The 26,103-nt window shown below is 56.8% G+C and carries 22 protein-coding genes; 8 read left to right on the plus strand and 14 right to left on the minus strand.

Annotated elements, in window-relative coordinates; all coding sequences use genetic code 11:
- Positions 1-176 precede the first annotated feature (176 nt).
- From malM to malK, 3 genes are all read right to left on the minus strand, one after another.
- Positions 177-1,130 carry a maltose operon protein MalM gene (gene malM, locus P346_RS01445; RefSeq protein ID WP_032662638.1) on the minus strand — a complete coding sequence of 318 codons (954 nt, stop codon included), beginning with the start codon at positions 1,128-1,130 and terminating at the stop codon, positions 177-179.
- A 114-nt stretch (positions 1,131-1,244) separates the two neighbouring features.
- A complete protein-coding gene (locus tag P346_RS01440) occupies positions 1,245-2,558 on the minus strand; it encodes a maltoporin (protein WP_029740620.1) in 1,314 nt (437 codons plus the stop codon).
- Positions 2,559-2,629: 71 nt separating this feature from the next.
- A complete protein-coding gene (malK, locus tag P346_RS01435; protein ID WP_023310005.1) occupies positions 2,630-3,739 on the minus strand; it encodes a maltose/maltodextrin ABC transporter ATP-binding protein MalK in 1,110 nt (369 codons plus the stop codon).
- Between the two features lie 370 nt (positions 3,740-4,109).
- On the opposite strand from malK, the gene malE reads away from it, so the two are divergent.
- The 3 genes from malE to malG all read left to right on the plus strand — a co-directional run bounded on the left by malE (position 4,110) and on the right by malG (position 7,875).
- Positions 4,110-5,300 (plus strand): maltose/maltodextrin ABC transporter substrate-binding protein MalE, encoded by a 1,191-nt coding sequence (malE, locus tag P346_RS01430; protein WP_032662640.1) that lies wholly within the window; start codon positions 4,110-4,112, stop codon positions 5,298-5,300.
- A gap of 125 nt (positions 5,301-5,425) precedes the next feature.
- Positions 5,426-6,970: a maltose ABC transporter permease MalF gene (malF, locus tag P346_RS01425; RefSeq protein ID WP_029740622.1), complete on the plus strand. Its 1,545-nt coding sequence runs from the start codon at positions 5,426-5,428 to the stop codon at positions 6,968-6,970.
- 14 nt (positions 6,971-6,984) lie between these two features.
- Positions 6,985-7,875: a maltose ABC transporter permease MalG gene (gene malG, locus P346_RS01420; RefSeq protein WP_032662642.1), complete on the plus strand. Its 891-nt coding sequence runs from the start codon at positions 6,985-6,987 to the stop codon at positions 7,873-7,875.
- 97 nt (positions 7,876-7,972) lie between these two features.
- On the opposite strand, the gene psiE is transcribed toward malG, so the two are convergent.
- Positions 7,973-8,383: a phosphate-starvation-inducible protein PsiE gene (gene psiE / locus P346_RS01415; RefSeq protein WP_014068487.1), complete on the minus strand. Its 411-nt coding sequence runs from the start codon at positions 8,381-8,383 to the stop codon at positions 7,973-7,975.
- Between the two features lie 96 nt (positions 8,384-8,479).
- Here psiE and P346_RS01410 point away from each other — a divergent pair, with 96 nt between their 5' ends.
- Positions 8,480-8,932 (plus strand): acyltransferase, encoded by a 453-nt coding sequence (locus tag P346_RS01410; protein ID WP_032662644.1) that lies wholly within the window; start codon positions 8,480-8,482, stop codon positions 8,930-8,932.
- A 77-nt stretch (positions 8,933-9,009) separates the two neighbouring features.
- Here the strand turns inward: P346_RS01410 and P346_RS01405 are convergent, their stop codons facing one another.
- The 5 genes from P346_RS01405 to pgi all read right to left on the minus strand — a co-directional run bounded on the left by P346_RS01405 (position 9,010) and on the right by pgi (position 14,801).
- Positions 9,010-11,106: a YjbH domain-containing protein gene (locus P346_RS01405; protein ID WP_032662645.1), complete on the minus strand. Its 2,097-nt coding sequence runs from the start codon at positions 11,104-11,106 to the stop codon at positions 9,010-9,012.
- Entirely contained in the window at positions 11,106-11,843 is a 738-nt protein-coding gene (locus P346_RS01400; RefSeq protein WP_084492175.1) for a capsule biosynthesis GfcC family protein, read from the minus strand. Before P346_RS01400 ends, P346_RS01405 begins: the two co-directional genes overlap by 1 nt.
- The gene (locus P346_RS01395) at positions 11,840-12,478 is read right to left on the minus strand and encodes a YjbF family lipoprotein (RefSeq protein WP_032662649.1); all 639 of its coding nucleotides are present in this window, start codon (positions 12,476-12,478) and stop codon (positions 11,840-11,842) included. The genes P346_RS01400 and P346_RS01395 overlap by 4 nt, the downstream gene beginning before the upstream one ends.
- A 63-nt stretch (positions 12,479-12,541) precedes the next feature.
- Positions 12,542-12,784, minus strand: coding sequence for an exopolysaccharide production protein YjbE (gene yjbE, locus P346_RS01390; RefSeq protein WP_008503423.1), 243 nt, complete (start codon positions 12,782-12,784; stop codon positions 12,542-12,544).
- A gap of 367 nt (positions 12,785-13,151) precedes the next feature.
- Complete coding sequence (gene pgi / locus P346_RS01385) at positions 13,152-14,801, minus strand: glucose-6-phosphate isomerase (protein WP_032662650.1); 1,650 nt, start codon at positions 14,799-14,801, stop codon at positions 13,152-13,154.
- Between the two features lie 374 nt (positions 14,802-15,175).
- On the opposite strand from pgi, the gene lysC reads away from it, so the two are divergent.
- The 3 genes from lysC (at position 15,176) to P346_RS01370 (ending at position 17,886) form a co-directional block, all read left to right on the plus strand.
- The gene (lysC, locus tag P346_RS01380; RefSeq protein WP_023309996.1) at positions 15,176-16,525 is read left to right on the plus strand and encodes a lysine-sensitive aspartokinase 3; all 1,350 of its coding nucleotides are present in this window, start codon (positions 15,176-15,178) and stop codon (positions 16,523-16,525) included.
- A 93-nt stretch (positions 16,526-16,618) separates the two neighbouring features.
- Entirely contained in the window at positions 16,619-17,563 is a 945-nt protein-coding gene (gene panS, locus P346_RS01375) for a ketopantoate/pantoate/pantothenate transporter PanS (RefSeq protein ID WP_032662652.1), read from the plus strand.
- A 50-nt stretch (positions 17,564-17,613) separates the two neighbouring features.
- Positions 17,614-17,886, plus strand: coding sequence for a DUF3811 domain-containing protein (locus P346_RS01370; RefSeq protein WP_032662654.1), 273 nt, complete (start codon positions 17,614-17,616; stop codon positions 17,884-17,886).
- Here P346_RS01370 and rluF read toward each other — a convergent pair whose 3' ends face one another.
- The 5 genes from rluF to metH all read right to left on the minus strand — a co-directional run bounded on the left by rluF (position 17,887) and on the right by metH (position 25,051).
- The gene (gene rluF / locus P346_RS01365; protein ID WP_023334124.1) at positions 17,887-18,759 is read right to left on the minus strand and encodes a 23S rRNA pseudouridine(2604) synthase RluF; all 873 of its coding nucleotides are present in this window, start codon (positions 18,757-18,759) and stop codon (positions 17,887-17,889) included. It lies immediately after the preceding gene.
- A 54-nt stretch (positions 18,760-18,813) separates the two neighbouring features.
- Positions 18,814-19,131 carry a CcdB family protein gene (locus P346_RS01360; RefSeq protein WP_023309992.1) on the minus strand — a complete coding sequence of 106 codons (318 nt, stop codon included), beginning with the start codon at positions 19,129-19,131 and terminating at the stop codon, positions 18,814-18,816.
- On the minus strand, positions 19,131-19,424 hold the full coding sequence (locus P346_RS01355) for a type II toxin-antitoxin system CcdA family antitoxin (protein ID WP_032662656.1): 294 nt from the start codon (positions 19,422-19,424) through the stop codon (positions 19,131-19,133). Before P346_RS01355 ends, P346_RS01360 begins: the two co-directional genes overlap by 1 nt.
- Before the next feature lie 95 nt (positions 19,425-19,519).
- Entirely contained in the window at positions 19,520-21,151 is a 1,632-nt protein-coding gene (locus tag P346_RS01350) for a Na/Pi cotransporter family protein (RefSeq protein ID WP_023309990.1), read from the minus strand.
- Positions 21,152-21,367: 216 nt separating this feature from the next.
- On the minus strand, positions 21,368-25,051 hold the full coding sequence (gene metH, locus P346_RS01345; protein ID WP_032662658.1) for a methionine synthase: 3,684 nt from the start codon (positions 25,049-25,051) through the stop codon (positions 21,368-21,370).
- A gap of 193 nt (positions 25,052-25,244) precedes the next feature.
- Here metH and iclR point away from each other — a divergent pair, with 193 nt between their 5' ends.
- Positions 25,245-26,072, plus strand: a complete 828-nt coding sequence (gene iclR / locus P346_RS01340; RefSeq protein ID WP_131701698.1) for a glyoxylate bypass operon transcriptional repressor IclR — start codon at positions 25,245-25,247, stop codon at positions 26,070-26,072.
- Positions 26,073-26,103 lie beyond the last annotated feature (31 nt).

A 26,103-nucleotide genomic window follows, 5' to 3' on the forward strand; every position in this document is an offset into this window, starting at 1 on the left:
GACTCTCCGATACATAACGTAATGGCATTGTATCGCAGAAACACGGATTGAGGGGGGCCAAACGTTATTTAACGATCACGATCGCAACATGGGCGCAACAGCCTGGCAGATACGAAAAAAAGTGCGCCCACTCAGGCGCACCAAACTACTAACAAATCAGCACTGTGGGGAAACGGTTACCCCTTGCCTTTTACACTGCTGATAAAGGTGGAACGGGCAGTGGTTGAACCTAAACGTTCGGCTTCATCAAGCAGTTTTAGCGCTTTATCGACATCGCCGCGCTTCACCGCCTGCTTAATGGCGTTGTTGAAGTACTCTTCGGTGTCGTTCAGTACCGGCTCGGCTTTCTTCGCCGGGGCAGGCGCTGCGGTCGCTACCGGTGCGGCTGCCGTGGCAGCTGGCGCGGTATAAACAGGAGCAGCAGTGTTACCTACAGTGACAGGGCCTGTGCCGGAGGAGCCAAACAGCGGGCCGACCAGCACGCTGGACGCATTGTTAGTTGAGACTTTCAGTTTGAGCAGGCCGTCGGTGACGTGGCGCGCTAACGGATCCGGAATATCCGGAACAGAGTTACCCGTTCCTTTGGCGTAGGCTTTTGCCGGATCGATAAGCTTAGTGGTCTGCTGTAGATCTTTTTCAGTCGTGAAAACCAGAACATAAATCTTCTGCTGTCCCAACGCTGGCGTCAGGCGCATTTTGCCTTCCAGACGGTCGGCGCTCATGACGCCAGGCTCCTGATAACTAAAGTACTCGCTTGGGAAGAAGGCAGACGGCGTCAGATTCTGATCCAGAATCAGAACGTTCGGCGCAAAGACGCTGGTTTGCTTGTTCACTTCGCTGGTCAGCGTCAGGGTTAGCTCACCAATGTTAGCCGGCACGCTGTAGGCGGCAACCGGCCCGGTGATACCCGGCACGTTCAGCTGCTGGCCGCCCGTAGAAAGCTGTGTCGACTGGGTTTTGGATTGATCAACCGGCGTCCATGTCAGCTGCTGGAGGGCCGCCGCCGGGATAGCCGGCGCAGCGCTGGTATTTTGTGGCACGAAATTCACGTCTGCAAAGGAGACCGCCGGAACACAGGCCATCAGCCCCGCAGAGAGGCACAGCGCGACGAGACTTTTCTTCATTTTCATTGTTATTACCTCTGATAGCGTGAGCACTGCGGTGGCCAGGCAATAGCGCGCAGCACCCTAAGGATAGAGGGGCTTGCGCCCCTCTTTTTAGGTCATTACGTCAGGTCTAACGAATTACCACCAGATTTCCATCTGGGCACCGAAGGTCCACTCATCAGAGTCGCCGCGGCTGAAGGTTTTTGCGGACGTGTCGCTGTACGCAATACCAGAGTCATAGCCTGCACCGGAGTCGCCGTTCGCGTAGCCCCATTTCTCATCCCATTTCGCGTAGGTTGCGAAGACACGGATAGCCGGACGGGACCAGATGCTGTCGCCAGCCTGCCATTGCTGTGCCAGGGTAATTTTGTACTGGCTGTTAGTGTCGTCAGTTTTCTGAGACTTGACGTTGTCGTAGCCCACTTCCAGCAGGGTGCTCATGATTGGCGTCCATTTGTACATAGGACGAACACCGACAGTCCACCATTTGGTGCCGTTGTTGTTATCCAGGTTGATGTCCTGGTACATACCCACGTACATCAGGTCCCAGGAGTCGCCCAGAGAGATCGCACCGTGGTCCAGAACACGCCACATGTCGCCGTTGTTGTTGATGCTACCACCTTCCGCACGGCCCTTGCCGTTGGAGGTCATAGAGTCAGTTGCGTACTGCAGCACAAATTTGTTAAAGCCCTTCAGCATGCTCTGGGTATGTTCAGCAGTGAACATCCAGCCGTCTTTAGACGCGCCAGGCTGCAGGTAGTAATCATCAGGAATATTGGTGTGACCATAATCAACACCGAACTCCAGCGTACCGCCTTCGTTGACCTGCATCTGTGCTAAACGGACGTCGAAGACATCGTTCGGTACCAGGTTGTCATAAATACGGTTACCCAGCGCGTCACGATCGGCAAAGGTCGCTGAGCCGCCTGCTTCAGAAGAACGGGTTGCGGCCAGAGAGAGCTTACCGAAGCCCAGGTCGATGTTTTCGATACCCGCACCAGGACCTGAAATATCCCAGTAGTAGAAGTCGATCATGTGAACGTCATGACGCTGATAGAAGCGCTTACCGGCCCAGATGGTGGAACCTGGCAGTGCTTCAATGAGGTTTTTACCCTGCACGTTAGCTTCACGGAAGGCCGGGCTGGTGGATTCCCAGTCGTTCTGCTGAGAAACGGAATACGCGACGTTGGTGTCGAAGTAGAAGCTCTTATCGCCCTCTTTCCACACTTCCTGGCCCAGTTTCAGTTCAGCGTAGGTCTCACATTCGTTACCGAGACGGTATTTACTTTGTGCACCTGTTGCCTGGAAACATTGCTGCTCACCGCCACTCCCGGTCCAGCCAATACCGGAACGAGCATAACCTTTAAAGTCCACGGCGCCTGCCTGGGCAGACAGTATGCCTGCCGCAATGGCGATTGCCAGAGGGACTTGTTTGCGCAGAGTAATCATCATTCTATCTCCTGAGATCATTGCTTTTCTTTGAACACTTCACCTGTCGGTTTCGTGTCTTCTTTTGGGATTGCTTAAACGCCTGGCTCTTTGTGCAACCGACGACATGCAGTGCCATCCTCACGGAACAGATGGCAACGCTCTGGCGGCAAGCCGATAGCGAATGTGGCACCCTCTTCTACCAACACCACGTCGTTCTGGCGGTAGACCAGGTTCTGACGGATGGCGGGGATCTGGATATGAATCTGTGTTTCGTGACCAAGCTGTTCGACGACCTGAACGTCACCTTCCAGAGTCACATCAGCGATGTGGCTCGGCAGCAGGTGCTCAGGACGAATACCGAGGGACATGTTTGCCCCGACCTGTACGTTGGCGCTGTCGACCGGCAGCCAGACCTGCTGGCGGTTTGGCAGCTCCACCTGTACCTGTTCAATGGCTGTCGCGGTCACTTTGACGGGCAGGAAGTTCATCTTTGGCGAGCCAATAAAGCCCGCAACAAAGCGGTCTGCCGGGTAGTGGTACAGCTCCAGCGGTTTACCTACCTGCGCCACGCGGCCGGCATCCAGCACCACGATTTTGTCGGCGAGGGTCATCGCTTCCACCTGATCGTGGGTGACGTAAATCATCGTGCGGCCAAGACGCTTGTGCAGACGGGAGATTTCAATACGCATCTGGACGCGCAGGGCGGCATCCAGGTTAGAGAGAGGTTCATCGAGCAGGAACACGCGCGGTTCGGCCACCAGCGTACGGCCAATCGCCACACGCTGACGCTGACCACCGGAAAGCGCTTTTGGTTTACGCTCCAGCAGGTGGGCCAGCTGTAACACTTCCGCCACCTGCGTCACGCGCTGGTTAATCACTTCTTTCTTCGCGCCGGCCAGCTTCAGGCCAAAGGACATATTTTCGGCAACGGAAAGGTGTGGATAGAGTGCATAAGACTGGAACACCATACCGACGCCACGTTCGGCAGGCGGGATGTCGTTCATTCGGGTATCACCAATCAGCAGGTCACCGCTGGTGATGGTTTCAAGACCGGCAATCATACGCAGCAGAGTAGATTTACCACAGCCTGATGGGCCAACAAACACCACGAATTCGCCTTCGTTGATGTCCAGATTGATGTCTTTCGACACCACAACGTCACCCCAGGCTTTCGTTACATTACGCAGCTGTACGCTCGCCATGCCCTTCTCCCTTCGTTACAACCTGTCACCGACAGAAACATTCAAGATAAGTTCACTATGGGGTATCCATTACTTTCCCGAATCCTCCACCCCCCGCCTTTTTTATGGGGGAGGAGGCGGGAGGATGAGGGAGCAGGCTCTGCGACCGCCGCGGGCGGGCTGAGGCAAAATTCGTGAAGCCGCCTGCAAAATTCGGTGGGTTTTTATGTGCGCCACCACTCATAACTTAAATTTATGCAACGGAGATCACACAAACGGGGGGTGGGGCGTAGGGGTTGGGAGGATGGAAAGAGGATGTCAAATAAGGAGACTGAGACACGTTGAACCACCTTATGTATCCACGAGCACATCACCAAAAAGGATGGCAGATATGAATATCAAGACTGGCGCACGCGTTTTCGCATTGTCCGCCCTTGCAGCAATGATGGTTTCCGCCCCAGCGCTCGCCAAAATTGAAGAAGGCAAGCTGGTTATCTGGATTAACGGCGACAAGGGCTATAACGGCCTGGCCGAAGTGGGCAAAAAATTCGAAAAAGATACCGGCATCAAAGTTACCGTAGAACACCCGGACAAGCTGGAAGAGAAGTTCCCGCAGGTTGCAGCAACCGGCGACGGCCCGGACATCATCTTCTGGGCGCATGACCGTTTCGGGGGTTACGCGCAGTCTGGCCTGCTGGCAGAAGTGACGCCAGATAAAGCCTTCCAGGACAAGCTGTTCCCGTTCACCTGGGACGCCGTTCGCTATAACGGCAAGCTGATCGCTTACCCTATCGCGGTTGAAGCCCTGTCTCTGATTTACAATAAAGACCTGGTACCAAACCCACCGAAAACCTGGGAAGAGATCCCGAAACTGGATAAAGAGCTGAAGGCGAAAGGTAAATCCGCCCTGATGTTCAACCTGCAAGAGCCGTACTTCACCTGGCCGCTGATTGCTGCCGACGGCGGCTACGCGTTCAAGTTTGAAAACGGCAAATATGACGTGAAAGACGTGGGCGTGGACAACGCGGGCGCGAAAGCGGGTCTGACCTTCCTGGTCGATCTGATCAAGAACAAACACATGAACGCGGATACCGATTACTCCATCGCGGAAGCGGCGTTCAACAAAGGCGAAACCGCGATGACCATCAACGGTCCGTGGGCCTGGACCAACATCGACAAGAGCAAAATCAACTACGGCGTGACCCTGCTGCCAACCTTCAAAGGCAAGCCGTCTAAACCGTTCGTTGGCGTGCTGAGCGCGGGCATCAACGCCGCCAGCCCGAACAAAGAGCTGGCGAAAGAGTTCCTGGAAAACTACCTGCTGACCGATCAGGGTCTGGATGAAGTGAACAAGGACAAACCGCTGGGCGCCGTCGCGCTGAAATCCTTCCAGGATCAGCTGGCGAAAGACCCACGTATCGCGGCCACCATGGATAACGCCCAGAAAGGCGAAATCATGCCGAACATCCCACAAATGGCTGCGTTCTGGTACGCCACGCGTACCGCGGTCATCAACGCTGCAAGCGGTCGTCAGACTGTCGATGCCGCGCTGAAAGATGCTCAGGGTCGTATTACTAAGTAATGACGTAGTCCCCTCTCCCTTTGGGAGAGGGTTAGGGTGAGGGTTGGCGCTATCCGCACGCCCTCACCCCGGCCCTCTCCCCCAGGAGAGGGAGAAAAGATCAAACGTTGTAGAGGAAAAACCCCATGGATGTCATTAAAAAGAAACGCTGGTGGCAAAGCGACGCGCTGAAGTGGTCAGCGATAGGTCTGCTGTGCCTGCTGGTGGGTTACCTTGTTGTTTTAATGTACGTACAAGGGGAATATCTGTTTGCCATCATGACGCTGATTTTAAGCTCTGCTGGCCTGTATATTTTCGCTAATCGTAAAGCCTATGCCTGGCGCTATGTCTACCCGGGCGTGGCCGGGATGGGGCTGTTTGTCCTGTTCCCGCTGATTTGTACCATCGCCATTGCGTTCACCAACTACAGCAGCACCAACCAGCTTGCGCAGGAGCGCGCGCAGCAGGTCCTGCTGGATCGCTCATATCAGGCAGGCAAGACCTTTAACTTCGGCCTGTATCCTGCCGGTAACGAGTGGAAGTTAGCGCTTACTGACGAAGCAAGCAGCAAATACTATGTCTCTGACGCGTTCAAATTTGGCGGCGAGCAGAAGCTGGCCTTAAAAGAGGCACAGGCCCTGCCGGAAGGTGAACGTGCCAACCTGCGCGTCATTACCCAGAACCGTCAGGCGCTGACCCAGCTCACCGCCGTGCTGCCAGACGAAAGCAAAGTGACCATGAGCTCGCTGCGCCAGTTCTCCGGCACGCAGCCACTCTATACCCTGGCGGACGACGGCACGCTGACCAACAACCAGAGCGGCGTGAAATATCGTCCGAATAACGACATTGGTTTCTATCAGTCCATTACTGCCGACGGCAAATGGGGTGATGACAAGCTCAGCCCTGGCTATACCGTCACCATTGGCTGGGACAACTTTACCCGCGTGTTTACCGACGAAGGCATTCAGAAACCGTTCTTCGCCATCTTCGTCTGGACGGTGGTCTTCTCGGTGCTCACGGTGATCCTGACCGTTGCCGTGGGCATGGTGCTGGCCTGTCTGGTCCAGTGGGAATCCCTGAAAGGCAAAGCGATTTACCGCGTGCTGCTGATTCTGCCGTATGCCGTGCCGTCGTTTATCTCGATTCTGATTTTCAAAGGGCTGTTTAACCAGAGCTTCGGTGAAATCAACATGATGCTGAGCGCCCTGTTCGGCATCAAACCGGCCTGGTTCAGCGACCCGACCACCGCTCGCTCGATGATTATCATCGTGAACACCTGGCTCGGTTATCCATACATGATGATCCTGTGCATGGGCCTGCTGAAGGCTATCCCTGACGATCTGTATGAAGCCTCGGCGATGGACGGTGCGGGCCCGTTCCAGAACTTCTTTAAAATTACGCTGCCGCTGCTCATTAAGCCGCTGACGCCGCTGATGATTGCCAGCTTCGCCTTTAACTTTAACAACTTCGTGCTGATTCAGCTGTTGACCAACGGCGGCCCGGACCGCCTTGGCACCACGACGCCAGCAGGCTATACCGACCTGCTCGTGAGCTACACCTACCGTATCGCCTTCGAAGGCGGCGGCGGTCAGGACTTCGGTCTGGCGGCAGCAATTGCCACCCTGATCTTCCTGCTGGTAGGCGCTCTGGCGATTGTGAACCTGAAAGCCACACGTATGAAATTTGACTAAGGAGGGCACTGATTATGTCTATGGTCCAACCCAAATCACAAAAGCTGCGCCTCTTCGCAACACACTTAGGCCTGCTGATTTTCATCGCGGCGATCATGTTCCCGCTGCTGATGGTTATCGCCATCTCCCTGCGTTCGGGTAACTTCGCCACCGGGAGCCTGATCCCGGACGAAATCTCCTGGGAGCACTGGAAGCTCGCGCTGGGCTTCAGTGTGGAACACGCGGATGGCCGCGTCACGCCGCCGCCGTTCCCGGTGCTGCTGTGGCTGTGGAACTCGGTGAAAATCGCATGCATTACCGCGATCGGCATCGTGACGCTCTCCACTACCTGCGCCTACGCCTTCGCCCGCATGCGCTTCCCGGGTAAAGCGACGCTGCTGAAAGGGATGCTGATTTTCCAGATGTTCCCGGCCGTGCTGTCGCTGGTGGCGTTGTATGCCTTGTTTGACCGTCTGGGCCAGTACGTACCCTTTATCGGCCTGAACACCCACGGCGGCGTGATCTTCGCCTATCTTGGCGGTATCGCACTGCATGTATGGACCATTAAAGGCTATTTCGAAACCATCGACGGCTCGCTGGAAGAAGCGGCCGCGCTGGATGGCGCAACCCCGTGGCAGGCGTTCCGCCTGGTGCTGCTGCCGCTGTCGGTGCCTATCCTGGCGGTGGTGTTTATTCTGTCGTTTATCGCTGCGATCACCGAAGTACCGGTTGCCTCACTGTTACTGCGTGATGTGAACAGCTACACCCTGGCCGTAGGTATGCAGCAATACCTCAACCCGCAAAACTACCTGTGGGGCGACTTTGCCGCGGCGGCCGTACTTTCCGCCATCCCGATTACCGTGGTGTTCCTGCTGGCGCAGCGCTGGCTGGTCAACGGCCTGACGGCGGGCGGTGTGAAAGGTTAAGTTTCATTTTGTTATGCCACTGCAACCCTCAACTTTAGACGTATCGTATTGACCCAACTTGTGACTGTTGTTAGGCGCTCTTCGGAGCGCCATTTTTTTATTCGCGTTTCAGCCGCTTCGAATTACACAGCCAGAGGGTGATCACCAGCAGCAGGATCGCCGCCGAGTAGATCAGCACGTCGAGCGGGGATTTATGATCGACGATGATCAGCCGCACTATCGCAGTGATCCCGATGTAGACAAAATAACGCAGCGGGAAGTGAAAGCCGGACTGAAAGTACTTCACAATCAGGGCGATAAATTCAAAGTAGAGAAAGTAGACCACCAGGCCTTCCACCAGCTCATATTTGCTGGTTTGTTCAGGGGCGAACAGTACATCTGCAAGATGCACCGTCTCTTTACCCAAAAAGACGACCAGTATCAGGCCAAGGCTCAACAGACCGAGGTTCAGCACGGTCTGGAGGATAGTTGAGATAAACTCAACGCGCGGGCGAGTCAGGGATGTCATACAGCACCTCATTCTCCAGGGCGAGGTTCCTGTATAACGCAAAAATGTGACGGGGATCTATATTTTTTAATTATGTTTTATGTAGGAAGAAAACCGATGGAGCGTAAACAAACCGGGGTTCGCAACGTGACCTGTGGCGACAATGTGATCGTATATGAGCCTGCTAACCTTTACGACTGTGTGCTGGGCAACGGCGTATTCGTCGGCCCGTTTGTTGAAATCCAGGGCAATACGCGCATCGGTGACGACTGCAAAATCCAGTCGCACACCTTCATCTGCGAGTATGTCACTATTGGCAAGCGTTGCTTTGTTGGCCATGGCGTGATGTTTGCCAACGATATGTTTCGGGAGGGGAAACCGAACGCCGACCGAGATAGCTGGGGCCATATTACCGTGGGGAATGATGTTTCGATAGGCAGTGGAGCGACCATTCTGGCGGTATCCATCTGCGACGGTGCGGTGATTGGTGCAGGGAGCGTGGTAACAAAATCGATCGTCGAGAAAGGTGTCTATGCCGGGAACCCGGCGAGACTACTGCGCCGCTTGTGATTCGCCCGGTGGCGCTGCGCTTACCGGGCCTACAAAATAGCAGGCCGGGCAAATGCGGTGCCGCCCGGCGTGAAGCATCAGCGGAAGTTAATATTCTTATCGCTCGTCATATCATACAGCTGGAACTTACGTCCAAGCTGCTGACCCCCGTCACGCGTCAGCGGCGTCCAGCCCACTGCCGCACGGCTGCGGGTTGGGCCTGACGAGAACAGATCCAGCGGAATCGACACGTAGACCCCTTTGGTGAAGTCCCCTTCCCCGTACTCGTCCGGCGAAACGTTGGTAATGGTGGCGTAGCCGCCGACCACGACGCCGCTGTCGAAGTGTTTAGAGATATCGAGCGTGCCGCCCTTATCGCCCGCCAGGTACTGGCCGACGCTGGCTTTCACCAGCACGTCAGGCGCGAACGACGGCGTCCAGTAGGCGGTCAGATGACCCGTTTTGACGCTGTAGTCGGTGAACTTCATCATGTCCTGCGCGCTGCGCCAGTCACGTTGCTTGACGTAGTTGGCATCCACCCCGAACGCCCAGTTGCTGTCGACAGGACGATAAAGCACTTCCGCCCCCGCACCGCCGTACATGGTTTCCAGATACCCGCCGTACACCTGGCCATAGAAGCCGTTGCCGAAGTACTGGAAGTAGTTGGCCTGCAGGTTATTCACGTAGGCATCGTTCTGCACGTACTCACGCACGCGGGTACGCACGCGCGGCAGCGTCGAGTCTTTTGGCGGGTTGGTGTAGTTGAACTTGTCGTAGTTGTTGGCGATGTTGCCGAACAGGCTGCCGGTGGTCAGCAGGTGGTCGGTGACCCACAGATCCGCTGTCGCCATCACGCCCAGCTGATACATGTAGAAGTTTTCAGGCCCGCCGACGGACTGGTTCAGCACCGGATCGATATGGAAATCGAAGCGCGATTTATCGATATACCAGCCCTGCTCGGTGGTGTCTGGCACCACGGGCTCAATGCGTTTTTGCACCAGCTCGGTTTCATGCCCGAGCGGCTCGCCTTCCAGATGGCGCTTGAGGCTGGCAACGTCCGTTTCGGTTGTGACCTGCGGCAGGTTGAGACGGTTCTCCGTCACGCGGATCGTGCGGATCCCCTCCGGCAGATCGTTCATAACGATCCGGTTGGCGCGTTCGATCCCTTCCCGTGAGTCGCGGTATTTCACCTGCTCGCCGGTGACGTAAAGCGTATCGCCCTTGGTCTGAATCTTCGGATCCGCCAGACCGGCATTGTATTTCAGCAGCGTCAGCTGGTTTGCCACCACGGAGTGCTGCAGAATCGCATCCTGCGGCTCCGGCTGGTATGCAGGGCGCGCGTTATCATTGTAGTGCGGCCGCATGTCGTTAAAGTTGGTGCGCAGCGTGAAGCCAAACATCACCGTATTGCCGCGCTCGTAGCTGAGGTTAACGTCGGCCCAGTCGGTGACGCGATAAATGGCGCCGACGTTAAACTTGCTCTTCTGCTCAATCTTCCCGGCGAAGTCGTGCGAGTAGTCATTCCCTTCATACTCCAGCTTCAGGCGTAATGGCTGCCAGGGCGTTTGATACTCTACGCCGCCAAACAGCGATGCCGGGCCGTGGAACATCTGGTCACCGTTGATGGAACCGGCTTTTTTGTAGCTGTTATCGCGGTAGCAGTATTTATCGCTGTAGGAACAGAACGGGTTTTTCACGTTACCGCTGGTGCCCAGATATCCCCATCCCAGGCCGAGCGAGAAGTCGAACGGACCCCAGGCTTTGCTGGCCACGATGTATTCCGCATCAAACAGACCGGTACCACCGATATCTTTGGCACCCACGGACACCTGCGGCATCCAGTAACTCTCTTCCCAAAGGCGCAGCTTGACGTCGAAGGCTTTATCTTTGTAGGTCTGATCGCCGGAGAACGCCTCAACGCTGCTGTATTGTTTCGTACGCACGTCGGTATAGCGCAGCGTGGTTTCAAGCCACGGGAAAAGCTGCACCGACGCCGAGTAGTAGCGATACTGGTCGTTATCACGGTAGTTAAGGCTAATTTCCCCTTCGCGCGCCATACGCGCGGTGGGCGTTTGCAGTAAACCGACGCCGCCGAAGTCTGACTGAGACGGGCCAATGGGTGCCGGATACGTTTCTGCATGGCAGGCCGCACTCACGCAGAGCGCCAGCATGCTGTAGAGATAGGTTTTTTTCATTATTCCGGTATCCGCTGAATCAGGGAGTGAAGGATATCGGCATTAAGCCCGTCATATGCCTTCGTCCAGAAATGGTCGGCAAAACCGACAAAAATGATGCTGCCCGGCATAGGTTCGATATGCCGTTTATTCCAGTAAGCGACGGGGGCTTTCTGCGTGTGCCCGTCAGGGTAAACCACCCAGGCGTAGCTGTTATCGGCACCGCTCAGCAGGCTCTGCTCGTCGAGGTAGCTCGCCACGTCACGACCGGGCGTAAAGGGTTTTTTACCCGGGCTGCTGATAAGCCCCATTACGGTCACCGTCGTCGGCTTCTCCGGCAGCCAGAGCGTATACTCCCCTTCAAGCGTGGGGTTGCCCTTTTCCGTGACGCGCACTTCGTCGGGATCAAGGTTCACGTTCTGACGGCCCGCCACCTTCAGCGCCTGCAGCTGCTGGCGAACGCTGTTAATCGCCGCCGCGTCGTCGCCATCCTCCTGCTCCGCTAACCCCGTCAGCCTGGCAAGGAGCGCCTTGTGCTGTTGTTCCGCTTCAGCGGTCTTCTGCCGTTCAGCGATCACTGCCCCCGGCCACCAGCTGTTGGCGAGCCTTGGCTGTCCGACGAGATCGAGCAGACGCTCAGCGTGGGTTAAGGTTTTGGGTTTTTCACTGTCCGGCGTGTAGACATTTACCGTCCCTGCGGACCATGCCAGCGGCGCGGCAAAACTGGCGAGAAGCGCAACGTGGATGAGCGTTTTCATGATTTCGCCGCCTTGATCAGGGTGGTTTTCACCGGGAAGAATCCGGCACCGAGATACTGCAGGGACTGGCGGATCTGCCCTTCCTCGTCGATCCAGAAGCGGTTGTGCCAGGTGGCCTGGTCGGTAGTGACTTCTTCATCCAGCACGCGGACACGGGTTTCGTCGCTGCCGACTTTCACGCTGTCCGTGCCGTCCCAGCGGAAGGTAGAGCGTGCCGTGGCGTAACGCACCTGCTTATGTTCGGTCCAGCCCATCGTGCGCGTCCAGCTTGCGCCGTCGGCGATCTGGTTCGGCTCGATCAGCGGATCGGCAGCGATGTTATTCACTTCCAGCAGGTTGTCGCCGCCCAACAGGGTTTTCACGATACGGCCATGCTGCGTGACGATGGTGGCCTGATCCTGCGTCACCCATTTCTGCTGCCCGTTTTCATCGAAAGCGAGCACCACAAACAGCTGCGGGCCATCGTTAAGCTGCATGTACTGACTGGCATAGGGCATGTTTTGAAGTTCGTCATCGGTCAGATGCACGCCCGGTGTACCGAACATGCTTTCCCACAGTGAGTTTCCCAGCCCTTTAGTGGTGGCCGAGCACGCCTGCAGCAGCAGGCAAATCAGAATGATTGCAGGTCGCTTCACGACTCTTCTCCGAAGGGGCGAAATAACCACACCGAAGTGTGGTTATGATTAAAACACCCGCTATTACTGGGTGCTGGTTGTCGTGGTGGTCGTGGTTCCGGTATTGGAGCCATCACCGCCACCGGTTGCCGCCAGCGCGACACCCACGGCTGAACTTACGGTGCTGGCGCTGGCTGCGGTAGAACTTCCCGCAGACGCAGACGTCGCAGCCGAACCTGCCGCTTCCCCGACCTGAACCGGAGCTGCATAGACAGATGTCGCCGCAAGCGCAGATATGGCAAAAATGCCATACAGTACTTTCTTCATAACAATTTCCCTTCAATGAATGAATGGAGATTTGCCCGAAAAGAATTTCAGGCGGAATCGAGTATACACAACTAGTGCCGTGGGTTTGCCGTAAGGGGAAATAGGGATGGAGTTTTCGGACTAATGGTTAAAATGGAAATGAAAGACAAATAGCAGAAATATATAATAGATAAAAATCAATAAGTTATAATATAGACACATTAATGAACTACTGCGTATTTTCTTAAAATTAACCGCAGCAATTAACGGGTTAAGCGCCTTTTTCGGATTAAACTCAGATCCAGAATTTGAGTTAACTAACAGACATCAGGAATTATCCGATAAAAAAATGCCGGCATTAAGCCGGCACATTTTCATGACGTTTTAATTACGCGCGCCACGCTTTATAACGGTTGATCAAACCGTTTGTCGAGCTGTCGTGGCTGTCGATGGCTTTATCGTCACCCAGCTCTGGCAGAATACGGTTTGCCAGCTGTTTGCCCAGCTCAACGCCCCACTGGTCAAAGGTGAAGATGTTCAGGATGGCGCCCTGCGTGAAGATCTTGTGCTCGTACAGGGCAATCAGCGCGCCCAGGCTGAACGGCGTGATTTCGCGCAGCAGGATGGAGTTGGTTGGGCGGTTGCCTTCGAACACTTTGAACGGCACAACGTGGTCCAGGGTTGCCGGATCTTTACCCTGGTCACGGTATTCTTGTTCAACCACTTCGCGAGATTTACCGAACGCCAGCGCTTCGGTCTGCGCAAAGAAGTTCGACAGCAGCTTCGGATGGTGGTCGGACAGCGGGTTATGGGTGATAGCCGGGGCGATGAAATCGCACGGTACCATTTTGGTGCCCTGGTGGATCAACTGGTAGAAGGCATGCTGACCGTTGGTGCCCGGCTCGCCCCAGATGATTGGGCCAGTCTGGTAATCCACCGCGTTGCCGTTACGGTCAACGTATTTACCGTTGGATTCCATGTTGCCCTGCTGGAAGTAGGCCGCAAAGCGGTGCATATACTGGTCGTACGGCAGGATCGCTTCGGTTTCAGCGCCGAAGAAGTTGTTGTACCAGATACCGATCAGCGCCAGCAGCACCGGCAGGTTTTTCTCTGGTGCGGTCGTGGAGAAGTGTTTATCCATCGCGTGCGCGCCGGAGAGCAGCTCAACGAAGTTGTCGAAGCCCACGGACAGGATGATGGACAGACCGATCGCGGACCACAGGGAGTAGCGGCCGCCGACCCAGTCCCAGAACTCGAACATGTTCGCGGTATCAATGCCGAACTCGCTGACCGCTTTACCGTTGGTAGACAGCGCCGCGAAGTGTTTCGCCACGTGCTTGTTGTCGCCTGCGGTTTTCAGGAACCAGTCGCGCGCGCTGTGGGCGTTGGTCATGGTTTCCTGAGTGGTGAAGGTTTTGGACGCAACCAGGAACAGGGTGGTTTCCGGGTTCACGTTCTTCAGCACTTCGGCGATGTGGGTACCATCGACGTTAGACACAAAGTGCATATTGAGGTGGTTTTTATACGGGCGCAGCGCTTCGGTCACCATGAACGGACCGAGGTCAGAACCGCCGATACCGATGTTCACCACGTCGGTGATCGCTTTGCCGGTGTAGCCTTTCCAGCTACCGGAGATGATCGCTTCGGAGAAGGCTTTCATCTTTTCCAGCACCGCGTTCACTTCCGGCATGACGTCTTTGCCGTCAACGATGATTGGCGTATTGCTACGGTTACGCAGGGCCACGTGAAGCACGGCACGGTCTTCGGTGCGGTTAATTTTCTCACCGGAGAACATGGATTTAATGGCGTCGGCCAGCTCAGTCTCTTTCGCCAGATCCTGCAGTTTTGCCAGCGTCTCTTCGGTAATGCGGTTTTTGGAGAAATCCACCAGCATCAGGTCGTCGAAGGTCGCGGAGAATTTAGAGAAACGATCGGCATCTTTCGCGAACAGATCCGCGATGGTGACGTCTTTCATTTCATCAAAATGTTTCTGGAGTGCCTGCCAGGCAGCGGTCTGCGTTGGGTTGATGTTTTTCATTAGCAATACTCTTCTGATTTGAGAATTGTGACTGCGGTCGATTGTAGCGCCTGCAAATAAAAATTGTGATGGTTTTTATGCCATTGCCCTGGCCTGCATCAAACACAGGTGAAAAGACCCGAAAAGTATAGCTGCTGAAGTGCCCTCCCGGGGCGGCGAAATGTCGCCCAAAACAGGCTAAAATGGAGCATAAAATATGGCCCTGTTATAAGTCCTGTTTCTCAGGGGTACCCCCCCATAAAAAATCCGCATAATCCCAGCATTGACAGGACCTCCCCCGCATTTTATTTATAGGGCCGTATTTTGCGCCTGCACCTGTTTTCGTTTCACTCTTGTGCCAAGGTCGCTTATTCATTCCCTGACACGAGGTTGTTATGACGAGTTTTGTGGTCGCCAAATTTGGCGGCACCAGTGTGGCCGATTACGATGCCATGAACCGCAGCGCCGATGTGGTGCTGGCCGATCCGAATACCCGCCTGGTGGTGCTCTCAGCATCCGCCGGCGTGACGAACCTGCTGGTTTCTCTGTCTGAAGGACTGGAAGCGACAGAACGTTTCGTGAAGCTGGATGCACTGCGCAAAATTCAGTTCGACATTCTTGAGCGTCTGCAGAACCCGAACGTCATCCGCGAGGAAGTGGAACGTCTGCTGGAAAATATCACCACCCTGGCAGAAGCGGCCTCTCTGGCCACCTCCACCGCCCTGACCGACGAGCTGGTCAGCCACGGCGAGCTGATGTCCACCCTGCTGTTTGTTGAAATCATGCGCGAGCGTAACGTTCAGGCGCAGTGGTTTGACGTGCGTAAAGTGATGCGTACCAGCGATCGCTTTGGCCGCGCCGAGCCGGACGTTGAGGCGCTGGCGGAGCTGACCAATCAGCAGCTGGCACCACGCCTGGCAGACGGTATCGTGATCACCCAGGGATTTATCGGCAGTGAAGCGAAAGGCCGCACCACCACGCTTGGCCGCGGCGGCAGCGATTACACCGCCGCGCTGCTTGGCGAAGCCCTGCATGCAACGCGCGTGGATATCTGGACTGACGTTCCAGGCATTTACACTACCGACCCGCGCGTCGTTTCTGCGGCTAAACGTATTGATGTGATCGCCTTTGAAGAAGCGGCGGAAATGGCCACCTTCGGCGCGAAAGTGCTGCACCCGGCAACGCTGCTGCCGGCCGTACGTAGCGATATTCCCGTCTTCGTCGGCTCCAGTAAAGATCCGAAAGCGGGTGGGACGCTGGTTTGCAAGAAAACGGAAAACCCACCGCTGTTCCGCGCCCTGGCCCTGCGTCGTCGCCAGACGCTGGTGACGCTCCACAGCCACAATATGCTGCATTCCCGCGGATTCCTGGCGGAAGTGTTTGGCATTCTGGCGCGCCACAATATCTCGGTGGATCTGATCACCACCTCTGAAGTGAGCATTGCGCTGACGCTGGACACCACCGGCTCGACCTCCACCGGCGACACGCTGCTGACGCAGTCGCTGCTGATTGAGCTGTCTGAGCTGTGCCGCGTGGAAGTGGAAGAAGATCTGGCGCTGGTTGCCATCATTGGTAACAAGCTGTCGCGCGCCTGCGGCGTGGGTAAAGAAGTGTTCGGCGTACTCGACCCGTTCAGCATCCGCATGATCTGCTACGGCGCATCCAGCTACAACCTCTGCTTCCTGGTGCCTGCCGATCAGGCCGAGCAGGTGGTGCAGAAACTTCATCAGAATTTGTTTGAATAAAATTCGTTAGCTCGATAAACAATACCTATAAGCCGGGCACAGACCCGGCTTTTTCATAACTAAACAACACGACAATACTGCAAGGAATTCACTATGTTAACCGCCATCACACGGCTGTTCCCGTTATGGGCGCTGCTGCTCTCCGTACTCGCGTATTACACCCCCGCCACGTTCACGGGCATTGGTCCGTGGGTCGCCACGCTGCTGATGCTGATCATGTTCGGTATGGGCGTGCATCTGAAAATCGACGACTTCAAACGTGTGCTGTCTCGCCCTGCGCCCGTCGCAGCAGGGATCTTCCTGCACTACCTGGTGATGCCGCTTGCGGCGTGGCTGCTGGCGATGGCCTTTAAGATGCCGCCCGATCTCTCCGCCGGGATGGTGCTGGTGGGCAGCGTGGCCAGCGGCACGGCGTCCAACGTCATGATCTACCTGGCGAAAGGCGACGTGGCGCTCTCCGTCACCATCTCCTCCGTTTCTACGCTGGTGGGCGTCGTTGCCACGCCGCTGTTAACCCGCCTGTACGTGGACGCGCATATTCAGGTGGACGTGACGGGCATGCTGCTCAGCATTCTGCAGATTGTGGTGATCCCGATTGCGCTGGGGCTGGTCATTCACCATCTTTTCCCGCGCGTGGTGAAGGCCGTTGAGCCGTACCTGCCTGCGTTTTCGATGGTCTGCATTCTGGCGATCATCAGCGCCGTGGTGGCAGGCTCAGCATCGCACATCGCCTCCGTGGGCTTTGTGGTCATCATCGCGGTGGTGCTGCATAACACGATTGGCCTGCTGGGCGGCTACTGGGGCGGGAAGCTGTTCGGTTTTGACGAATCTACCTGCCGCACGCTGGCAATCGAGGTAGGCATGCAGAACTCCGGCCTGGCGGCGGCGCTCGGTAAAATTTACTTCTCCCCGCTGGCGGCCCTGCCTGGCGCACTGTTCTCTGTCTGGCATAACCTCTCCGGCTCGCTTCTGGCGGGCTACTGGTCCGGCAAACCGATTGATGAACAAACGAAAAAAGATGCGGTGAAGCAGGGTTAATTTACGCGGCTTGCTTTACACTGAAGCCTCTCTATCAGGAGGCTTCAGCAATGGCTACACCACGTTTGACCCAGAAAGACATGACGGAAGCCGAGCAGCGCGAATTGAAAACGCTTCTCGACCGCGCCCGTATCGCACATGGCCGCACGCTGACGAACGCCGAAACCAATCAGGTGAAAAAAGAGTACATCGATAAGCTGATGGCGCAGCGTGAGGCTGCGGCGAAAAAAGCCCGCAAGCTGAAAAAAGAGCAGGCTTATAAACCGGATGCAGAGGCGACCTTCTCCTGGTCCGCCACCACATCAACCCGTGGAAGGCGCTAATCAGCGCCCTTTCTTTTTACGCCCCGGCTGGGTAAAGCGCTTTCCGTTGCCCGGCTTGCCTCGCCCTTTCTCTTCCGCCTGCGGCGCCTTCACCACCGGGCGCTTAATCGCCTGGGTTTTCGGTTTTGCTTTGGCCTTCGGCTTCGCTTCGGACGAGGAGTTCTCGATAAGCTTGAACAGCTCAATCAGCTCGTCATCCGTTAAGTCGCGCCACTCGCCCAGCGGGATACCGGACAGGCTGACGTTCATGATGCGCGTGCGTTCCAGCTTCGTCACTTCATAACCGAAGTGCTCGCACATACGGCGGATCTGGCGGTTCAGGCCCTGCACCAGCGTAATACGGAACGCGAACGGCGCTTCTTTCTTCACCTTACACTTTTTCGTGACGGTACCGAGGATCGGCACACCGGCACCCATGCCGCGAATAAATTCGTCCGTGACCGGCTTGTTCACCGTAACGACATACTCTTTCTCGTGGTCATTACCGGCACGCAGAATTTTGTTGACCAGATCGCCGTGGTTGGTGAGGAAAATCAGCCCCTGAGAGTCTTTATCCAGACGGCCAATCGGGAAGATACGGCTGCTGTGGTTCACGAAATCAACGATGTTGTCCCGCTCACCGTCTTCCGTGGTGCTGACAATCCCAACCGGTTTGTTCAACGCGATAAACACCAGGTCTTCAGCATCACGCGGTTCGATGACCTGACCATTCACTTTAACCACATCGCCAGGGACCACCTGGTCTCCGATGGTGGCGCGTTTGCCGTTAAGAAACACGTTACCCTGTTCAATGTAACGGTCAGCCTCGCGACGTGAGCAGATCCCGCTCTCGCTAATGTATTTGTTTAATCGGGTTGATTGAGTTGGCAGCATAGTTTCTCCTGTGAAGGGCGAAATATACCTTACCTTGCGGCTGACAAAAAAGTGTTAGTAGCCGTTGATCAAAAAATCGAGTGCATCCCGCAATGAAGCCCGGTTTTGCGTAAGATCGGCAACACGCTCGCCTAACTCTTTTGGCGATATGCCAGCCATCATGTGCATCATGACCACGCAGGGCTTACCCGCTATCTCAACAACAGGGCACACTTTCGCAGGCGGCTGAATGCCTCCCAGGTTGCTAAGCTCAACTGCGGGTGCGACCAGGACATGCTTCATCACATTGGCCACGGGATGCTGCATATTGATTAGCCAGGGATAGGCAGTTTTCCCCTTACCCTCATTCTCATAAGCAAAATATTGCTCCATCAGAACGATCTCTGAGAATCACTAAAGGAGCCGTTTTCATCAACCCACTGGTTAATGGCCTCGATAGAAGCTTTATTTTCTGCTAACCACTCTGCGCGCTGATGCGCTCGAAACTGCTCCTGCAGCGCTGCCGTGAGTACAGCAGAGAGATTAAGTTTAAGCCGACGCGCCTCTTCAAGGATTTCTGGTGCTAACGACACATTGACTGATTTTTTGATGCCATGAGTAGCGCGCATGAGAACCCCCATCGGAATGCGCATGAATTGGCGAAGTGTAGCGTAATAAACGAGCATTTTCTATTCCCTTCAAAATGTAAGGTCTGAAGAGTAAATGGCGCTTTATAAGGTGTCACGCCCCGCAAAACGGTTTTGCGAGGCGCTTTCAGAGATTAATACTCATCCCGCTCGTCATCTTCATCCGGCTGTTCCATCACGCTGTACGCCACCGCGCAGAACAACGAGTTGAGACGCTTCATATCCCCCAGCAGCCCCAGATGCAGGGAGCTGGTCTCGATGCTCTGCACGTTCTGCTGGTGCAGACGCTCAACGTGGGCATGCGAGTAGCGGCGGTTCAGAATACGGAAACGATGCTTGTTGCGACGCAGGCGGCGCGCGCTCGGCACGTCGCTGGAGAAGAAGACCAGCATCGCCAGCTTGAGGTTGCTGACCAGCTGTTCGTGCAGCGCTTCCAGCTCCTTCAGGCCTTCACCTGAAAATGCACGACGCGCGGCAAGGGATTTGTCGGCGATCTCGCTGCCCATACGCTCCACGATATCCGAGGCCTGCTCAAGGTTGAGCGACATCTCGATGATTTCCGCCCAGCGGCGGGACTCCTCTTCCGCCAGCTCGTCCTGGGGCATACGCGCCAGGTAAAGCTTGATGGCGGTATAGAGCACGTTGATATCGTCCGCCAGTCTGCGCAGTTCTTTCTCTTCACGCGGCTCGCCGTGCATCACCTTTTGCAGGCCTTCGAGCATGGTTTCCATCGCGTCGCCCATGCGCAGCGTCTCGCGCGCGGCATTCGCCAGCGCCAGCGCTGGGGTATCCAGCGCGGAGGTATCCAGGTGCTTCGGCTTCAGGCGCGCATCCAGCTCCGGTTCGTCCTGAATGAGGCGTTCGCAGAAGCGGGCCATCGGCGCAGCGAACGGCACCATCGCCAGGCAGCGCACCAGATTGTAGAAGACGTGGAAGTAGATCACCAGCTCCGCCTTCGGCAGCGGTAGGTTGTCCATCAGGTTCGCCAGCGGGTGAACGAACGGAAGAATAATCAGGCTGCCCACCAGCTTAAACAGCAGGCTGCCGAGGGCCACGCGGCGGGCGGCGGCGTTGGCCGCGCTGTTATTGAGCATCGCCAGCAGGCCGGAGCCGAGGTTGGCCCCGATCACCAGACACAGCGCCACCGGGAAGGAGATCGCCCCTGTGGCGGTTAAGGTCGCCGTCAGAAGAACCGCCGCCAGGCTGGAGTAGCTGACGATGGCAAACACCGCGCCAATCAGAGCATCCAGCATGATGTCCCCTGTCAGGGAGGCGAAGATGACCTGAACGCCGTTGGCCTCGGTGATAGGCGTGACCGCCTGCACGATCAGCTCCAGCGCCAGCAGGATCAGCCCCAGGCCAATCCCTACGCGCCCGAGCTGCCCGGCGCGCGTCTGCTTGCGGCCGAGGAAGAAGATGACGCCGATAAAAATCAGCAGCGGCGACAGCCAGGAGAGATCGAAGGTCAGGATACGCGCCATTAGCGCAGTACCTACATCCGCACCCAGCACAATCACCAGCGCCGGGGCCAGCGCCACCAGATCCTGCGCCACAAAGGAGGTGACAAGCAGGGTCGTGGCGTTACTGCTCTGAACCAGTGCCGTTACGCCAATGCCCGCGCAGAAGGCGAGCGGCTTCTTCTCAACGCTGCTGCTGAGAACGGTACGTAAGCGCGCGCCAAATACGCGCATCACGCCGGTACGGACGATATGGGTGCCCCATACGAGCAGTGCGACTGCAGAGAGCAGGTGTAACAACGTCAGCACGGAAGTTTTTCCTCCTTATCGTTATGTGTTTTCCTGAGGTTTGTTGCGCATTGTCTTGCCGGATGGCGGCTACGCCTTATCCGACCTACGCGCAGGTCCGGTAAGCGCATCGCCACCGGGCAAAAGATAAGAACCTTCTTCCAGTATAAGGGTTTAAACGTAAGAAAGAGACAGGGCGCCCAGTGAGCGCCCTGTTTGTTGTAAGGAAAAGTGATTTTAGTCGGCGTCGTAGCCGAGATTTGGCGCCAGCCAGCGCTCCACTTCAGACACGCTCATCCCTTTGCGCAGGGCGTAATCTTCAATCTGATCCCGCTGCAGCTGCGCCACGGCAAAGTACTTGCTGTCCGGATGGCTGAAGTACCAGCCGGAAACTGACGCGCCTGGCCACATGGCGAACGACTCGGTGAGCTTCATGCCGGTATGGGCTTCCACATCCAGCAGCTTCCAGATGGTGCCTTTTTCGGTGTGCTCCGGACAGGCTGGATAGCCCGGCGCCGGGCGAATCCCCTGGTAGTTTTCGCGGATCAGCTCCTCGTTGCTGAGGTTTTCATTCGCCGCGTAGCCCCAGTGCACCTTACGCACGCGCTCGTGCAGGTACTCGGCGAAGGCTTCCGCCAGACGGTCGGCAATCGCTTTCACCATGATTTTATTGTAATCATCGTGCTGCGCTTCGAACGCGTCCGCCAGCGCGTCTTCTTCGAGACCGCCGGTTACCGCAAAGGCGCCGATATAGTCGGCTTTACCACTCAGCTTCGGCGCGACGAAATCGGCCAGGCAGTAGTTGGCAAAGCCCACTTTCTCCGTTTGCTGGCGCAGATGGCGGCTGACCGCCAGCACGTGGGTGCGGGTTTCATCGCGGTAGATTTCGATGTCATCACCCACGCGGTTCGCCGGGAACAGGCCCACCACGCCGCGCGGGTTGAGGGTTTTCTCTGCGCTCAGCGTGTCGAGCATGTCGTTGGCATCTTTAAACAGGCGCTTCGCCTCCTCGCCGACCACCTCATCTTCCAGGATGCGCGGATATTTGCCCGCCAGCGACCAGGTCATAAAGAACGGCGTCCAGTCGATGTAGTTGCGCAGGGTCTCGATGCTGGCCGTCACGTCCTGCACGCCCAGACGGTGTGCCACCGGCGGCGTGTAGCTGGACCAGTCGAAGGCCAGATCGTTGTCGCGTGCCGCCTGAAGCGAAACAGGCGGGGTGCGCGGCTTCTTACGGCCGTGCTGGATGCGAACGGTTTCGTACTCTTTGCGGGTGCGCGCCACAAAATCGTCGCGCTGGGTGTCGGAGAGCAGCGCGGAGACCACGCCCACGGTGCGCGAGGCGTTCTGCACGTAGACCGTCGGGCCGCTGTAGTTCTGCTCGATTTTCACCGCCGTGTGCGCTTTCGAGGTGGTCGCCCCGCCAATCAATAACGGAATGGTGAAGCCCTGTCGCTCCATCTCTTTTGCCACGTTGACCATTTCGTCGAGCGACGGCGTAATCAGGCCGGAGAGGCCAATCAGGTCGGCGTTCACTTCGCGCGCGGTCTTGAGGATTTTGTCCGCCGGGACCATCACGCCGAGGTCGATAATCTCGTAGTTATTACACTGCAGCACTACGCCGACGATATTCTTGCCGATGTCGTGCACGTCGCCCTTCACGGTGGCGATAACCATCTTGCCGTTGCTGGAACCTTTCTCTTTGCTGGCTTCGATGTAGGGCTCCAGATAGGCCACCGCCTGCTTCATCACGCGGGCGGATTTCACCACCTGCGGCAGGAACATTTTGCCCTCACCGAACAGATCGCCGACCACGTTCATGCCGTCCATCAGCGGGCCTTCGATCACCTCAATCGGGCGGGCTGCCTGCTGGCGCGCCTCTTCGGTATCGAGCTCGATAAATTCGGTGATGCCTTTGACCAGCGAGTATTCCAGACGCTTTTTCACGTCCCAGGAACGCCACTCGGCCTGCTGAACGTTTGCCGCCTCATCCGATTTGCTGCCCCGGTATTTCTCCGCCAGGTCCAGCATGCGCTCGGTAGCGTCGTCGCGGCGGTTAAGGATCACGTCCTCGACGGCGTCGCGCAGCTCGGCAGGAAGGTCGTCGTAAATCGCCAGCTGGCCGGCGTTAACGATCCCCATGTCCATGCCGTTGCGGATGGCGTAGTAGAGGAACACGGCGTGGATTGCTTCGCGCACCGGGTCGTTGCCGCGGAACGAGAACGACACGTTCGATACGCCGCCGGAGATCAGCGCATGCGGCAGCTCGCGCTTGATGTCTTCACATGCGCCGATAAAGTCCTGGGCATAGTTGTTGTGCTCTTCAATACCGGTCGCGACGGCGAAAATGTTCGGATCGAAGATGATGTCTTCCGGCGGGAAGCCCACCTCTTCGGTCAAAATCTTGTACGCGCGGCGGCAAATCTCGATTTTGCGCTCGCGGGTATCGGCCTGGCCCACTTCGTCGAAGGCCATCACCACCACGGCGGCACCGTAGCGGCGGACCATCTTCGCGTGGTGGATAAAGATATCAACGCCTTCTTTCATCGAAATAGAGTTGACGATGCCTTTACCCTGGATGCACTTCAGCCCTTTTTCGATGACCTCCCACTTGGAGGAGTCAATCATGATCGGCACGCGGGCAATGTCCGGCTCACCGGCAATCAGGTTGAGGAAACGCACCATCGCCGCTTCGGCGTCGAGCATCCCCTCGTCCATGTTGATATCAATAATCTGCGCGCCGCTTTCCACCTGCTGACGGGCAACGTCCAGCGCTTCGCTGTACTTCTCTTCTTTAATCAGGCGCTTGAACTTTGCGGAACCGGTGACGTTAGTACGCTCACCCACGTTCACAAACAGGCTGTCGTCGCCGATGGTCAACGGCTCCAGGCCGGACAGACGACAGGCAACCGGAAGCTCGGGCAGCTTGCGCGGCGGCAGCCCGGCCACGGCGTTGCTCATGGCCGCGATGTGCTCCGGCGTGGTGCCGCAGCAGCCGCCGACGATGTTCAGGAAGCCAGACTCGGCCCACTCGCGGATTTGCGCCGCCATGGTGTCGGCATCAAGATCGTATTCACCGAACGCGTTCGGCAGACCGGCGTTCGGGTGGGCGGTGACGTAGCATTCCGCGATTCGGGAAAGCTCCTGTACGTACTGGCGCAGTTCATCCGGCCCCAGCGCGCAGTTCAGGCCAAAGGAGAGCGCTTCGGCGTGGCGCAAGGAGTTATAAAACGCTTCGGTTGTCTGGCCGGACAGGGTACGGCCTGAGGCATCGGTGATGGTGCCGGAAATCATGATCGGCAGGTCAACGCCCAGCGCCTCAAACTCCTCTTTCACCGCGTAAATCGCGGCTTTGGCGTTAAGGGTGTCGAATACGGTTTCTATCAGGATCAGATCGGAACCGCCTTCCACCAGCGCTTTGGTCGATTCACGGTAGGCCGCAACCAGCTGATCGAAGGTGATATTACGAAACGCCGGGTCGTTGACGTCCGGTGAAATCGACGCGGTGCGGTTCGTCGGGCCAAGCACCCCGGCAACGTAGCGCGGCTTGTCCGGCGTGCGGGCCGTCCACTCGTCGGCGCAGGCGCGCGCCAGCTTCGCGGCTTCCAGGTTGATTTCCGCCGACAGGGATTCCATCTGGTAATCCGCCATGGCGATGGTTGTCGAGTTGAAGGTGTTGGTTTCAACGATATCCGCACCCGCTTCGAAGTAGGCGTTGTGGATATCCTTAATAACGGACGGCTTGCTGAGCACCAGCAGGTCGTTGTTCCCTTTCAGGTCGCAGGGCCAGTCGGCAAAGCGTTCGCCGCGGAAATCGTCTTCACTCAGACGATACCCCTGGATCATGGTGCCCATGCCGCCGTCCAGCACCAGAATTCGTTCATTTAACTGCGCACGCAGTTGCTCTACTTTGCTGCTCACACTTGCTCCCGACGACGCTCAACAAGGCCAAAAGGCTGCGTTCCATACTGGCACAATCTCGCAGGGTGGAAAAGTCGCACAGCGGTAACATGAGACATGTTCACCATCACTCCTCCGATCAGTCAGGATAACGGTTGCAAATTCACCAAATAAAACGAAAATGATTTCCACGATACAGAAAAAGGAGATCGTCATGGTCGCGACCGTTCCCGCCAAACGCGGCAGAAAGCCTGCTGCCACCACCGCCGCACAACAGGGCGGACAGGTTCAATCGCTCACGCGCGGTTTGAAGCTGCTGGAGTGGATAGCCGAGTCGCACGGCAGCGTGGCCCTGACGGAGCTGGCCCAGCAAGCTGGCCTGCCGAACTCCACGACGCACCGCCTGCTGACCACCATGCAGCAGCTGGGCTTTGTCCGCCAGGTCGGCGAGCTGGGGCATTGGGCGGTGGGCGCGCACGCGTTTATCGTCGGCAGTAGCTTCCTGCAGAGCCGCAACCTGCTGGCGATTGTGCACCCGATTCTGCGCAAGCTGATGGAGGAGTCCGGCGAGACCGTAAACCTGGCGGTGCTGGACCAGAGCGACCACCAGGCGATTATCATCGACCAGGTGCAGTGCACGCAGCTGATGCGCATGTCCGCACCGATTGGCGGCAAGCTGCCGATGCACGCGTCCGGGGCGGGGAAAGCGTTTCTCTCGCAGCTGAGCGAGGAGCAGGTGACGGGACTGCTGCACCGTAAAGGGCTGCACGCCTATACCCACGCCACGCTGGTGTCGCCCGTGCATCTGAAAGAAGATCTGGCCCTGACCCGCAAGCGCGGCTATTCGTTTGATGATGAAGAACATGCCCTGGGCCTGCGCTGCCTCGCGGCCTGTATTTTTGACGAGCACCGCGAGCCGTTTGCGGCTATCTCGATCTCAGGGCCGATTTCGCGCATGACAGATGACCGCGTGACCGAACTGGGTGCGCTGGTGATTAAGGCGGCGAAAGAGGTGACGCTGGCGTACGGTGGGATTCGTTAAGCTGGGTTCCGGCGAACATTCGGACCGTAGG

It is taken from the genome of Enterobacter sp. DC1 (assembly GCF_000568075.1).
Lineage (GTDB): Bacteria > Pseudomonadota > Gammaproteobacteria > Enterobacterales > Enterobacteriaceae > Enterobacter > Enterobacter asburiae.